Here is a 13,798-nt window from a genome sequence, read left to right on the forward strand (position 1 = left end):
GCTTTACGAAAGCGTATACAGTGAAATAAAGTCAAGCTTTGTTGGTTAATGCTACACCAACTCGCTAAAGATAATCCTGCGGAGTAAAAAATGAGCGATAAAATTATTCACCTGACAGACGACAGCTTCGAAACGGACGTGTTGCAGGCCGAAGGGGCAACACTGGTTGATTTTTGGGCCGAATGGTGTGGTCCCTGCAAAATGATCGCTCCCATTCTCGATGAAATCGCTGATGAATTCGAAGGCCGTATCACCGTTGCCAAGCTTAACATTGATGAAAATCCGGCGACTGCACCGAAATACGGCATTCGCGGTATCCCGACCCTGCTGCTGTTCAAGAACGGTGAAGTGGCGGCAACGAAAGTCGGTGCGCTGTCTAAAGGCCAACTGAAAGAGTTTTTGAACACCAATCTGTAACGCCTGATAGATTTATCAACGCTATTTCATCGCACAAAGCGGTCAGTGTGGATTTCTCGTATTGACCGCTTGCCGCACGTCATGAAGCGTGCTAGATTCATCAGTACTGCATATCGTACTTGCCTATGTTTAAGCCTCACAGGCTTAAGCCTGAAAGTTTGAATCTATAGTATTACTCGCTGTCTATACCTTAACGCTGCCCGTTCGTGACAACAAATTGCACAAACACGGCATAAGAATCCGTAGCGTGGTCAGGCAATCAAAAGCATTGCATTAATTGGTTTCAGGTGTCTTCGATCTCTTGCCGTCGTTTTGTATCGGGCTTGCGTGGTCAACGTGTAACACGTTCACGTATCAAGCCAAACGGAATGGTGTGATTGAGGGCGGTATATGATAGTGGCACGGTGACCCTTGCCATCCCATTCACGTTAATTGTTCGAGATTTACCCCGAGTTTAAGAACCCACCACTATGAATCTTACCGAATTAAAGAATACGCCAGTTTCTGAGTTAATTACTCTTGGCGAAAACATGGGGCTGGAAAACCAGGCTCGTATGCGCAAGCAGGATATTATTTTCGCCATTTTGAAGCAGCACGCAAAAAGTGGCGAAGATATTTTCGGCGATGGCGTGCTGGAAATCTTGCAGGATGGTTTCGGTTTCCTCCGCTCCGCAGACAGTTCCTATCTCGCCGGCCCTGATGATATCTACGTTTCTCCCAGCCAAATCCGCCGTTTTAACCTTCGTACTGGTGACACCATTTCAGGCAAGATTCGTCCTCCCAAAGAAGGGGAACGCTATTTTGCCTTGTTGAAAGTCAACGAAGTCAATTACGACAAACCAGAAAACTCCCGCAACAAGATCCTGTTTGAAAACCTCACCCCGCTGCATGCTAACTCACGTTTGCGTATGGAACGCGGTAATGGTTCAACAGAAGACCTGACAGCACGCGTATTGGATTTGGCATCGCCGATTGGCCGCGGTCAACGTGGTTTGATCGTGGCACCGCCGAAAGCCGGTAAAACCATGCTGCTGCAAAATATTGCGCAGAGCATCGCGTATAATCACCCTGATTGCGTGCTGATGGTGCTGCTTATCGACGAACGTCCGGAAGAAGTGACCGAGATGCAACGTCTGGTGAAAGGGGAAGTGGTGGCGTCTACCTTTGACGAGCCGGCCTCTCGCCACGTTCAGGTTGCGGAAATGGTGATTGAAAAGGCCAAGCGCCTGGTCGAACACAAAAAAGACGTTATTATCCTGCTGGACTCCATCACCCGTCTGGCGCGTGCCTACAACACCGTGGTACCGGCGTCTGGTAAAGTGCTGACCGGTGGTGTGGATGCCAACGCCCTGCACCGCCCGAAACGCTTCTTTGGTGCTGCGCGTAACGTGGAAGAGGGCGGTAGCCTGACCATTATCGCCACCGCGCTGGTAGATACCGGCTCGAAGATGGACGAAGTGATTTACGAAGAGTTTAAAGGTACAGGTAACATGGAACTGCATCTGGCGCGTAAAATCGCTGAGAAGCGTGTGTTCCCGGCTATCGACTACAACCGTTCCGGTACGCGTAAAGAAGAGCTGCTTACCACCTCTGAAGAACTGCAAAAAATGTGGATCCTGCGCAAAATCATCCACCCGATGGGTGAGATTGATGCGATGGAGTTCCTGATCAACAAGTTGGCGATGACCAAAACCAACGATGAATTCTTCGACATGATGAAGCGTTCATAAGCACGCTGTGTTCTCGGGGAAAACGCCACGCGGGTCGTGGCGTTTTTTTTTAGGAACTTACCGACCTTTACACTACAGGGTGTTTTCCAGAGTATTCTAGGATATCCCGGCGTCATGCTTTCCGTTATGGTACGCACTGATTTGATGGCGTCATCATAACCCTGTCGCGATCGCTTGCCCTGTGCATGCTCGCGCGATACCGTCGGCCGCATAATGATGTTGTGTGAACGGTCCTGTTATGGCGAAACCTGCTTCGCCGTGGCAGCCTGCGGCGGTTTGTAGCCATAAACGGTAAACTTACTCGCTATGCGTCTAGAGTTATTATTGATTTTCTTGTTTTCTCTGGCTTTTCTATTCCTGGCCCGTCGCGTGGCGGGGCCGTTGGGCCTTGTCGATCGTCCCAATCAGCGTAAACGTCACCACGGTCTGATCCCGTTGGTGGGGGGCATTTCCGTTTATGCTGGCCTGTGCTTTACCTTCCTGGTTACCGACTACTATATTCCCCATTTCCGCTTTTACCTGCTGTGCGCCGGTATTTTGGTGTTTGTCGGGGCATTGGACGATCGCTTTGATATCAGTGTCAAAATCCGTGCGCTGGTTCAGGCGCTGGTGGCCATTGCCATGATGGTGTTCGCGCATCTCTCATTGCGCAATCTGGGAGAGCTGTTTGGCCCGTGGGATATGGTGCTGGGGCCATTGGGTTATCTGGTGACACTGTTTGCCGTGTGGGCGGCCATTAACGCGTTTAACATGGTTGATGGCATCGACGGTCTGCTCGGTGGCCTTTCGGTGGTGTCGTTCGGCGCGATGGGTATCCTGCTCTACGGTTACGGACACCACAATTTGGCGCTGTGGTGCTTTGCTATGATTGCGGCCACGCTGCCGTACATCTTGCTCAATCTCGGTTTTTTTGGCCGCCGCTATAAAGTGTTTATGGGCGATGCAGGCAGCACCATGATAGGGTTCACCGCCATCTGGATCCTGATGCAATCGACGCAGGGCAAATACCATCCGATTAACCCGGTAACGGCACTGTGGCTGATTGCCATCCCGCTGATGGACATGGTTGCCATCATGTACCGTCGCTTGCGCCGAGGGATGAGCCCCTTCGCGCCGGATCGTCAGCATATCCATCACTTACTGATGCGCGCTGGGTTTACCCCGCATCAGGCTTTCGTGTTGATCACCCTGGCTGCGGTGCTGTTGGCGGGTATTGGCATGGCCGGAGAGTATTTCTCTTTCATTCCCGAATGGGCCATGTTGGTGCTGTTTTTACTGGCTTTTGGGCTTTACGACTATTGCTTGAAACGGGCATGGCGTGTGGCGCGCTTTCTGAAACGCATCAAGCGTCGAACGCCGCGTAACGACAATCATCGACACTCAACTTGAAACCACATCACTTTGGGGAAGTAATGAAACACGAAAACCCTGCTAACGGGACCTCTGGCGAAGCCCACTACCGCGTGACGACTGCGGACGTCGGTATCGAGAATGAACTGGACATTCGTGGCCTGTGCGGTGCGTTATGGCGAGGAAAATTCTGGATTGCCGGTGTAGCGCTGGCTTTCGCGCTGGTGGCGCTAGGGTATTCCTATCTTGCCCGCCAGGAGTGGAGCGCCACGGCAATAACGGACCGGCCTGGTGTTACGGGGCTGGGCGGTTATTATCCGCAACAGCAGTTCTTACGCAATCTGGATGCTAAAGCCTTTGCATCGCTGCCGCCCGAGGCGCTGTCGGTGTCAGCCAAGGTTTACGACGAGTTTGTCATGCAGGTTGCCGCGTATGATACCCGGCGCGATTTCTGGCTACAGAGCGACTACTATAAATCCCATCAGGAAGGTGATGTCAAAGCGGATGCGGCCTTGCTGGACGAACTGATCGCCGACATCCAGTTTACCCCGCGCGACGACGGCAAAAAGACCTTCGACAGCGTGCGCCTGACGGCGGACAACGCGCCAGCCGCCAATCGCCTGTTGCGCGAGTATATCGAGTTTGCCAGCCAGCGCGCCGCACAGCACCTTAACGGTGAACTGAAAGGTGCCTGGGCGGCACGCAAGGTCTTTTTGCAGTCGCAGATTCAGCGTCAGGAAGCGGTCGCGCGGTCCATTTTCGATCGCGATCTGAATAGCGTGAAGATGGCGCTGAAAATTGCGCAACAGCAGGGAATCAGCCGCAGCCAGACCGACACCCCCGCAGAAGAGTTGCCGCCATCAGAACTTTTCCTGTTGGGGCGTCCGATGTTGCAGGCGCAATTGGAGTCCTTGCAGGCCAGTGGGCCGCGCTACGACATCGATTATGACCAAAACCGCGCCATGTTGGCGACGTTAAACGTTGAGCCAACGCTCGACGCGGCATTGCAGACCTACCGCTATCTGCGCACGCCAGAGGAGCCGGTAAAGCGAGACAGTCCGCGTCGCCTGTTCTTGATGGTGATGTGGGGCGCTATCGGTGCATTAACCGGGGCGGGCATTGCATTGGTTCGCTGTAAACCGCAGCGGCGGGTGGATTGACCGTTTATGCCGCCTGAAAGGGCAGCCCCTAACCTGATGAAAGAGATTCATAGTGAAAGTGTTGACTATTTTCGGCACCCGTCCAGAAGCCATCAAGATGGCCCCTCTGGTTTATGCCCTGGCTCAAGATGAAGCCTTTGAATCGAAAATATGCGTAACAGCCCAGCACCGGGAGATGCTGGATCAGGTGCTGCGTTTATTTGCTATTACGCCGGATTATGATTTGAACATTATGCAGCCGGGCCAAGGGTTGAGTGAGGTCACGTGCCGCATTTTGGAAGGATTGGAACCGGTATTGACAGCGTTCAAACCCGATCTGGTGCTGGTGCACGGTGATACCACCACCACGTTGGCCGCCAGCCTGGCGGCGCTGTATCAGCGTATTCCTGTCGCTCATGTGGAAGCCGGGTTGCGCACGGGCAATCTCTATTCGCCCTGGCCTGAAGAGGCCAACCGTAAGCTGACCGGCCATTTGGCGACGTACCACTTTGCGCCAACCGAGCGGGCGCGTGATAACCTGCTGCGGGAAAACCTCGGCGACCGGCAGATCCTGGTGACAGGAAATACGGTTATCGATGCGCTGTTCTGGGTGCGCGATCGTATTCTTGGCGATGAAACATTGCGCCACTCTCTGGATACCCACTACGGTTTTCTGGATGCGAATAAAAAACTGATTCTGGTCACCGGGCATCGCCGTGAAAACTTTGGCGGCGGTTTTGAGCGTATTTGTACTGCACTGGCGGGCATTGCCCGTCGCCACCCGGAAGCGCAGATTCTGTATCCCGTGCACCTGAACCCGAATGTGCGTGAGCCGGTAAATCGTATTTTAAGCGGCATTGATAACGTGTTTCTGATCGCACCGCAGGAGTACTTGCTGTTTGTTTACCTGATGAACCGGTCGTACCTGATTTTGACCGATTCAGGCGGCATTCAGGAAGAAGCGCCCTCGTTGGGGGTGCCCGTACTGGTGATGCGCGAAACGACAGAGCGGCCAGAAGCCGTGGAAGCCGGAACGGTACGGCTGGTTGGCACAGAAGTGGCGACGATTCTGGACGCGGTATCGCAACTGCTGACCGATAATGTGGCGTATCAGGCCATGAGCCGGGCGCATAATCCGTTCGGTGACGGTACCGCTTGTCAGCGTATTATTGCCGCACTGAAGACCCCTTTGGTTACACGACAATGAGCAACACCATGACAACTAACGCAATGACAATCAATAAAATAGTGGTGATTGGATTGGGCTATATCGGTCTGCCGACCGCTGCCGCGTTTGCCTCACGGAAAAAACAGGTGATTGGCGTAGACGTTAATCGCCACGCGGTGGAAACCATCAATCGCGGTGAGATTCATATTGTCGAACCCGATCTGGGATCCATGGTCAAGTCTGCAGTAGAAAACGGCTATTTGACGGCAACGCACAAACCCGAGGCGGCTGATGCCTTCCTGATCGCAGTGCCGACGCCGTTTAAAGAAGGGCACGAACCGGATTTGAGCTATGTACAGGCAGCGGCAGCGTCGATTGCACCGGTGCTGCAACCCGGCGCGCTGGTGGTGCTTGAATCCACCTGTCCCGTTGGCGCGACGGAACAGATGGCGGCGTGGCTGGCGGAAGCCCGGCCCGATCTGACCTTCCCGCAGCATGCCGGGGACGATGCCGATATTCACATCGCGTACTGCCCAGAGCGGGTATTGCCTGGGCAGGTTGTGGTGGAGCTTGTGAAAAATGACCGGGTGATTGGTGGCATGACGCCAGCCTGTGCCGCGCACGCCAGCGTGTTGTACAAGATTTTTCTGGAAGGTGAGTGCGTTGAAACCGACGCGCGCACGGCCGAGATGTGTAAACTGACGGAAAACAGCTTCCGTGACGTGAATATCGCCTTTGCCAACGAGCTGTCGCTGATTTGTGCCGAGCAGGGTATTAACGTATGGGAGTTGATTCGTCTGGCGAATCGTCACCCGCGTGTGAATATCCTTCAACCCGGCCCCGGCGTTGGCGGTCATTGCATCGCGGTAGATCCGTGGTTTATCGTGGCGCAAAATCCGCAGCAGGCACGTTTGATACACACGGCGCGGTTGGTGAACGACGGTAAGCCGCTGTGGGTGGTTGATCGCGTCAAAATGGCGGTAGCGGATTGTCTGGTGCAAAGCGGCAAACGCGCCAGCGACGTGACCATCGCCTGTTTTGGGCTGGCGTTTAAGCCGGATATTGACGATTTGCGCGAAAGCCCGGCGGTCGGGATTACCGAAATGATTGCGCAGTGGCACAGCGGCACGACGCTTGCCGTCGAGCCCAATGTGGCTGCTTTGCCGCCACGTTTAACCGGGTTGGTTACGTTGACGGCATTGCCAACGGCGTTACGTGAGGCGGATGTGGTGGTGATGCTGGTCGATCACCGTGCATTCCGCGCGATAGAACCTGAAAAGATAAAACAACAGTGGATTGTAGACATGAAAGGAGTATGGCGTTGAAACGTATTTTGGTGACAGGTGGAGCAGGGTTTATTGGGTCAGCGTTAGTGCGCTATCTGGTAACGGACACGCAAGACAGCGTTGTAGTGGTCGATAAGCTGACCTATGCCGGTAATCTGGCGTCATTGGCCCCGGTGGCGGCCAGCGATCGTTTCGCGTTCGAGCAGGTTGATATCTGCGATCGTCCTGCGTTGGATCGGGTTTTTGCTGCTTATCAGCCGGATATGGTGATGCATCTGGCGGCAGAAAGTCACGTTGACCGCTCGATTGATGGTCCGGCGGCGTTTATTGAAACCAACATCGTCGGCACCTATCAGATGCTGGAAGCGGCGCGCCACTACTGGAACGCGCTGGATGATGAGAAAAAAGCCGCCTTCCGTTTCCACCATATTTCTACCGACGAAGTGTTTGGCGATCTGCACGGTACGGACGATCTGTTCACCGAAACCACGCCGTATGCGCCCAGCAGCCCGTATTCCGCATCCAAAGCCTCCAGCGACCATCTGGTGCGTGCCTGGATGCGCACCTATGGGTTGCCGACCATCATCACCAACTGCTCCAATAACTACGGTCCTTACCACTTCCCGGAAAAATTGATTCCGCTGATGATCCTCAACGCCTTATCCGGTAAGCCGCTGCCCGTGTATGGCAACGGTGCGCAGATCCGTGACTGGCTGTTTGTTGAAGATCATGCGCGTGCGCTTTACCGCGTGGTGACGGCGGGTGAAATCGGGGAAACCTACAATATCGGCGGTCATAACGAGCGTAAAAACCTCGACGTGGTGCACACCCTGTGCGATCTGCTGGAAGAACTGGCACCGCAAAAACCGGTGGGTGTAACCCATTATCGCGATCTGATTACCTACGTGACTGACCGACCCGGCCATGACATGCGTTATGCCATCGATGCCAGCAAAATGGCCCGTGAATTGGGCTGGAAACCGCAGGAGACGTTTGAAACCGGTATGCGTAAAACGGTGCTGTGGTATCTGAATAATGAAACCTGGTGGCGCAGTGTGCAGGATGGCTCCTATACCGGAGAACGGTTGGGGCTGGACGCGTAATCGACGCGTTTTCTGCGCCCGTGTGTCAGTAACCGCCGTGTGCGAGCGATGACAGGAGAGGCGATGACAGCCACGATCCGTGCGCATCTGATGCTGTTAGCGTGGGAAAGCGATTTTTTCGCCCTCCCCAGCGCGCGCCTGTCGTTCAGTGATGATGCACCAGCGCTAACGCGCGCGGCGCTGAACGCGTATGCGGTGGTGCAGGCCAAGATCGCTGCCAGCGATCTGACGACGATTGATGCACTCTCTGCCGGAGGTTTCCAACTGGCAGAGAGCGAAGTGGATTTTTGCCTGCCAATTAGCGCTGATGAGGCGCCGCTTCCGGCCTGGCGCGTGGCGGACACCGCGGATATTGCCCTGCTGCGTGACGCTGCCGCGCGGGTTTTTTCGCTCAGTCGGTTTCGCGCACCCTGGTATCGCGCTACGGACAGCGGGCGTTTTTATGCGCAATGGGTGGAAAACGCGGTGCGTGGCACCTTTGACGATGTTTGCCTGATAGCACACGACGCGCAGGGCGTACCGCTCGGTTGGGTGACACTGCGCCAAACGCAGGCGGACCAGGCGCGCATCGGCCTCCTGGCTGCATGGCCGGGTGCCTCCGGCGGTGTGGGCACGCAACTGATGGCGTTGGCAAGGCACTGGTGCCAACAGCGGCACGTGGCGCACCTGTGGGTGGCTACGCAGTTGGGTAATACGCGCGCGCTGCGCCTTTATCAACGCGCTGGCGCGCAGATTCATGACACGGCGCATTGGTTTTACAGGAGACCGCATGATTCCCTTTAACGCTCCCCCGGTTGTGGGTACCGAACTGGACTATATGCAGGCCGCCATGAGCAGCGGTAAGCTGTGTGGTGACGGCGGTTTCACTCGCCGTTGCCAGCAATGGCTGGAGCACTATTCTGGCAGCAAGAAGGTGTTGTTGACCCCCTCCTGTACTGCATCGCTGGAAATGGCGGCCATCCTGCTGGATATTCAGCCGGGGGATGAGGTTATCATGCCCAGCTACACCTTCGTTTCCACCGCCAATGCCTTTGTGCTGCGTGGGGCAACCATCGTTTATGTCGATGTGCGCCCGGATACGCTGAACATCGATGAAAGCAAGATTGAAGCGGCGATTACCGACAAGACCCGAGCCATCGTGCCGGTACATTATGCCGGTGTCGCGTGCGAAATGGACGCCATCATGGCGCTGGCGGAACAGTACGGTCTCTGGGTGGTGGAGGATGCCGCGCAAGGGGTGATGGCACGCTATAAAAGCCGTCCGTTGGGCGCGATTGGTCATATTGGCTGTTTCAGCTTTCATGAAACCAAAAACTACACGTCCGGCGGTGAAGGCGGTGCCACGCTGATTAACGATCCTGCGTTGGTTGAGCGGGCAGAAATCATCCGTGAAAAAGGTACCAACCGTAGCCAGTTCTTTCGCGGTCAGGCTGATAAATATACCTGGCGCGATATCGGCTCCAGCTACCTGATGGCAGATATTCAAGCCGCCTATCTGTGGGGGCAGTTGGAAGCCGCCGGGCGCATCAACGAACGACGTTTACGCCTGTGGCATAACTATTATGATGCCTTCCGCCCGCTGGCGGAGGCCGGGCGCGTCACGCTGCCCACCCTGCCTGCACACTGCCAGCACAATGCACACCTGTTTTACCTCAAGCTGCGCGACATTGACGATCGCGCCGCGTTTATTCACGACATGAAGGATGCGGAAATCCTGACGGTGTTTCACTATATCCCGCTGCATACTTCACCGGCGGGGCTGCGCTTCGGGCGTTTTTCCGGGGAAGATCGTTATACCACGCGGGAAAGCGAGCGACTGGTTCGGTTGCCGCTGTTTTTTAATCTGTCTGATGTGAATCAGCGCACGGTGATCAACACCATCCTGAGCTTCTTTTCCTGATATGTCATTGGCAAAAGCGTCTTTATGGACGGCGGGTTCGACGCTGGTCAAAATCGCCATTGGCCTGGTGGTTATCAAATTGCTGGCAGTGGCCTTCGGCCCGAGCGGCGTGGGGCAGGCGGGGAATTACCGGCAACTGATCACGGTATTGGGCGTGCTGTCAGGCGCAGGAATATTTAATGGCGTGATCATGCTGGTGGCGCGCCATCAGCAGCAGCCGGAGTCGCTGCAACAGGTTTTGGGGACGTCAGCGACGCTGATTGCACTCTTTTCATCGGCGCTGGCACTCCTGTTTATGCTGGCGGCCGGGCCGATAGCCACGGCGCTGTTTGGCGACGATCGCTATCGTGACGTGATCCGCCTGTTGGCGTTACTGCAAATGGGCATTGCCTGCGCTAACTTCTTTTTGGCTATCCTGAAAGGGTATCGGGACGCACAGGGCAATGCGCTGGCGATTGTCGCGGGCAGCCTGATTGGGTTGGTGGCGTTTGTTGCCTGCTTTTTGCTGGGGGGCTATTCAGGGGCGTTGGTTGGGTTAGCGCTGGTACCGGCGTTGATTGCTCTACCCGCCGGTGTGTTGCTGTGGCGGCACACCCCTTTGCGCTGGCAGCACTTGCGTCCGGTATGGGACCGCGCGTTCGCCACGCAGTTAGGTAAGTTTACGTTGATGGCGGTGATGACGGCGGTAACGGTGCCCGTTGCCTATATCATGATGCGTAACGTGCTTGCGGCGCATGCCGGGTGGGACGCCGTCGGCTTGTGGCAGGGTGTGAGCGCGATATCCGATGCCTATCTGCAATTTATCACGGCGGCGTTTTCGGTTTATTTATTGCCGACGCTAGCGCGGTTGCAGGAAAAACCGGCGATTGCGCGCGAGATTGGCCGCGCGTTGCGGTTTGTTATACCAGCGGTAGCTGCTGTCAGCCTTGCTATTTGGTTACTGCGCGATGTGGCTATCTGGCTGCTGTTTTCCCCGCAGTTTGTGCCGATGCGCGATCTCTTTGCCTGGCAACTGGTGGGCGATGTGATGAAAGTGGGAGCCTATGTCTTTGGTTATCTGGTGATTGCCAAAGCGGCGCTGCGCTTTTATCTGCTGGCGGAACTGAGCCAGTTTCTGTTGCTGAGTGGCTTCTCCCAGTGGCTGATTCCGCGCCACGGCGCGTTGGGGGCCACGCAAGCCTATATGTTGACCTATGTGGTTTACTTTTTCCTGTGCTGTTGTGTTTTTCTTATTTACCGTAGGCGACCATGACGACACTGATTCACGTGCTGGGATCGGATATCCCGCATCATAACCAGACAGTGCTGCGCTTCTTCCATGACGTGCTGGCAACGCAACTCCCTGCGCCGGTGGTCACGCATTTTATGGTGGTATCCCGTGATGAGGGCTTGCAGCAGGCCTTTCCTGGGTTGACGTTAACCTGCTATGCCGATAAGCGCGCGTTAGCGCAGGCAGTGGTGACGCAAGCACGGGACTGTCGACAGACGCGGTTCTTTTTCCACGGGCAGTTCAACCCGTGGATTTGGCTGGCGCTGCTGGGAAGGCGAATCAAACCGGCCCAGGCCTATTGGCATGTGTGGGGCGCGGATCTGTATGAAGAGGCCACGCAGTGGAAGCATCGCCTGTTTTACCTGCTACGTCGCATGGCGCAGGGGCGTATCGGTCATGTCTTTGCCACGCGTGGCGATCTGGATTTCTATCGGCAGCGGTATACTGACGTGCCGGCCTCGCTGCTTTATTTCCCCACCAAAATGAACCCGGCGCTGACGGCAGAGACCGTGACCAAACCGTTGGCCGGGCCGATGACCGTGCTGGTGGGGAATTCCGGCGATAAGAGCAATCGGCATATCGAAGCGCTGTGGGCCATTCATCAGCAATTGGGGTCGCGGGTGCGGGTGATTGTCCCTATGGGATATCCCGCGAACAATGAAGACTACATCAATCAGGTGGCACAGGAAGGTGAAACGCTGTTTGGCACGAAACAGTTTCAGTTGCTGCGTGAACAGTTGGCGTTTGACGATTATCTGAATATGTTGCGCAGTTGCGATCTCGGGGTATTTATCTTCCCGCGTCAGCAAGGCATAGGTACGCTTTGCCTGCTGATTCAGTGCGGGGTGCCCTTTGTCATCAGCCGGAAGAATCCCTTCTGGCAGGATCTGGCCGAGCAGCATTTACCGGTGCTGTTTTACGGCGATACGTTGACGGAAGCGGTAGTGCGTGAAGCGCAACGTCAGATAGCGAGCGTGGATCAGCGCCGCATTGCGTTCTTCCAGCCTAACTATCAGCGAGGATGGCTCGATGCCTTGACGTTGGCGGCGGGGACCAAACCATGACACAGGGCGAATTCGGCGGCTTGGTTGTGGTGTATCTGTTTGCGCTCAGCTTTATTCTCTTTTTGACCTGGCAGGAGTTTCGTCGTGTACGTTTTAACTTTAACGTACTGTTCTCGATACTGTTTCTGCTGACGTTCTATTTCGGTTTTCCCTTTACCTGCCTGCTGGCATTCAAATTCAATGTGGCGGTGGTGCCTGCGACCTATTTGCTTCAGGCAATGCTGTCGGCAACCGCGTTTTACGCCATCTATTACGTGACGTATAAAACCCGTCTGCGGGCGCAGCGTCGACCGCCCGGCGAATCCTGGCTCGTGATGAATCGCGTTGAAACGCACCTGACGTGGCTATTGCTGGCGCTGGTGGCCGTGGTAACAGTGGCTATCTTCTTTATCAACAACGGTTTTTTACTGTTCAAACTGCGTTCTTACAGCCAGATCTTTTCCAGCGAGGTCTCGGGCGTTGCCCTGAAGCGCTTCTTCTATTTTTTTATTCCCGCCATGCTGGTGGTCTATTTCCTGCACCAGACACGCCGTGCCTGGCTGCTGTTTCTGGTGGGCACCGTCGGATTCGGGATACTGACCTACCTGATTGTCGGCGGTACGCGGGCGAATATCATTATTGCTTTTGCCTTGTTCTTGTTCATCGGCATCCAGCGCGGTTGGATCACGCTGTGGATGCTGGCCGCGGCGGGGGCGGTGGGCGTGACCGCCATGTTCTGGTTGGCATTAAAGCGCTACAGTCTGGATGTAAGTGGAGCAGAAGCGTTTTACACCTTTCTTTATCTGACGCGCGATACCTTCTCGCCTTGGGAAAATTTGGCGCTGCTGTGGCAACACTACGGTGACATCGAATTTCAGGGGCTCGCCCCCATCGTGCGTGATTTTTACGTGTTTATTCCGTCCTGGCTGTGGCCCGCACGCCCTAATCTGGTGCTCAACAGCGCTAATTACTTCACCTGGGAAGTGCTCAATAACCACTCTGGGTTGGCGATTTCGCCGACCTTGCTGGGATCGCTGGTGGTGATGGGCGGCGTGTGGTTTATTCCGCTCGGTGCCATCGTGGTGGGCCTTATCGTCAAGTGGTTTGATGCCCTGTATGAATCGGGCCGTCGCAGCCAGAATCGCTACAGCGCAGCGGTACTGCAAAGTTTCTGCTTTGGTGCCATCTTTAACCTGATGGTGCTGGTGCGAGAAGGCGGCGATGCTTTTGTGTCGCGCGTGGTGTTTTTTATCTTGGTGTTTGGGCTGTGCGTGCTGGTGGCGAAGTTGCTTTACTGGCTGTTTGAACGTGCGGGCCTGATTCGTCAGCGTTGGGCGCGTTCGCCTGCGGCACCTTCCGCCTTGCCCCCTCACACTCCGGATACACCCTAAG

The 13,798-nt window shown here is 55.3% G+C and carries 12 protein-coding genes; all 12 read left to right on the top strand.

Annotated elements, in window-relative coordinates; all coding sequences use genetic code 11:
* Window positions 1-90: 90 nt before the first annotated feature.
* The gene (gene trxA, locus J5224_RS07965; RefSeq protein WP_196908155.1) at window positions 91-417 is read left to right on the top strand and encodes a thioredoxin TrxA; all 327 of its coding nucleotides are present in this window, start codon (window positions 91-93) and stop codon (window positions 415-417) included.
* A gap of 470 nt (window positions 418-887) precedes the next feature.
* Window positions 888-2,147, top strand: coding sequence for a transcription termination factor Rho (rho, locus tag J5224_RS07970; RefSeq protein WP_039345274.1), 1,260 nt, complete (start codon window positions 888-890; stop codon window positions 2,145-2,147).
* A gap of 306 nt (window positions 2,148-2,453) precedes the next feature.
* Window positions 2,454-3,536, top strand: coding sequence for a UDP-N-acetylglucosamine--undecaprenyl-phosphate N-acetylglucosaminephosphotransferase (gene wecA, locus J5224_RS07975; RefSeq protein WP_264624854.1), 1,083 nt, complete (start codon window positions 2,454-2,456; stop codon window positions 3,534-3,536).
* Window positions 3,537-3,559: 23 nt separating this feature from the next.
* Complete coding sequence (gene wzzE / locus J5224_RS07980) at window positions 3,560-4,657, top strand: ECA polysaccharide chain length modulation protein (RefSeq protein WP_264624855.1); 1,098 nt, start codon at window positions 3,560-3,562, stop codon at window positions 4,655-4,657.
* Window positions 4,658-4,709: 52 nt separating this feature from the next.
* Window positions 4,710-5,843: a non-hydrolyzing UDP-N-acetylglucosamine 2-epimerase gene (gene wecB / locus J5224_RS07985; protein WP_264624856.1), complete on the top strand. Its 1,134-nt coding sequence runs from the start codon at window positions 4,710-4,712 to the stop codon at window positions 5,841-5,843.
* Window positions 5,844-5,866: 23 nt separating this feature from the next.
* Window positions 5,867-7,129, top strand: a complete 1,263-nt coding sequence (wecC, locus tag J5224_RS07990) for a UDP-N-acetyl-D-mannosamine dehydrogenase (RefSeq protein WP_264624915.1) — start codon at window positions 5,867-5,869, stop codon at window positions 7,127-7,129.
* On the top strand, window positions 7,120-8,193 hold the full coding sequence (rffG, locus tag J5224_RS07995; RefSeq protein ID WP_264624857.1) for a dTDP-glucose 4,6-dehydratase: 1,074 nt from the start codon (window positions 7,120-7,122) through the stop codon (window positions 8,191-8,193). Before wecC ends, rffG begins: the two co-directional genes overlap by 10 nt.
* Window positions 8,194-8,256: 63 nt before the next feature.
* Window positions 8,257-8,976 (top strand): dTDP-4-amino-4,6-dideoxy-D-galactose acyltransferase, encoded by a 720-nt coding sequence (rffC, locus tag J5224_RS08000; RefSeq protein ID WP_264624858.1) that lies wholly within the window; start codon window positions 8,257-8,259, stop codon window positions 8,974-8,976.
* Complete coding sequence (gene rffA / locus J5224_RS08005; RefSeq protein ID WP_264624859.1) at window positions 8,963-10,093, top strand: dTDP-4-amino-4,6-dideoxygalactose transaminase; 1,131 nt, start codon at window positions 8,963-8,965, stop codon at window positions 10,091-10,093. The genes rffC and rffA overlap by 14 nt, the downstream gene beginning before the upstream one ends.
* A 1-nt stretch (window position 10,094) precedes the next feature.
* The gene (wzxE, locus tag J5224_RS08010; protein ID WP_264624860.1) at window positions 10,095-11,345 is read left to right on the top strand and encodes a lipid III flippase WzxE; all 1,251 of its coding nucleotides are present in this window, start codon (window positions 10,095-10,097) and stop codon (window positions 11,343-11,345) included.
* On the top strand, window positions 11,342-12,427 hold the full coding sequence (locus tag J5224_RS08015; RefSeq protein ID WP_264624861.1) for a TDP-N-acetylfucosamine:lipid II N-acetylfucosaminyltransferase: 1,086 nt from the start codon (window positions 11,342-11,344) through the stop codon (window positions 12,425-12,427). The genes wzxE and J5224_RS08015 overlap by 4 nt, the downstream gene beginning before the upstream one ends.
* Window positions 12,424-13,797: an ECA oligosaccharide polymerase gene (wzyE, locus tag J5224_RS08020; RefSeq protein ID WP_264624862.1), complete on the top strand. Its 1,374-nt coding sequence runs from the start codon at window positions 12,424-12,426 to the stop codon at window positions 13,795-13,797. The genes J5224_RS08015 and wzyE overlap by 4 nt, the downstream gene beginning before the upstream one ends.
* The last annotated feature ends 1 nt before the right edge of the window (window position 13,798 follow it).

The organism is Candidatus Symbiopectobacterium sp. NZEC135, assembly GCF_025962695.1.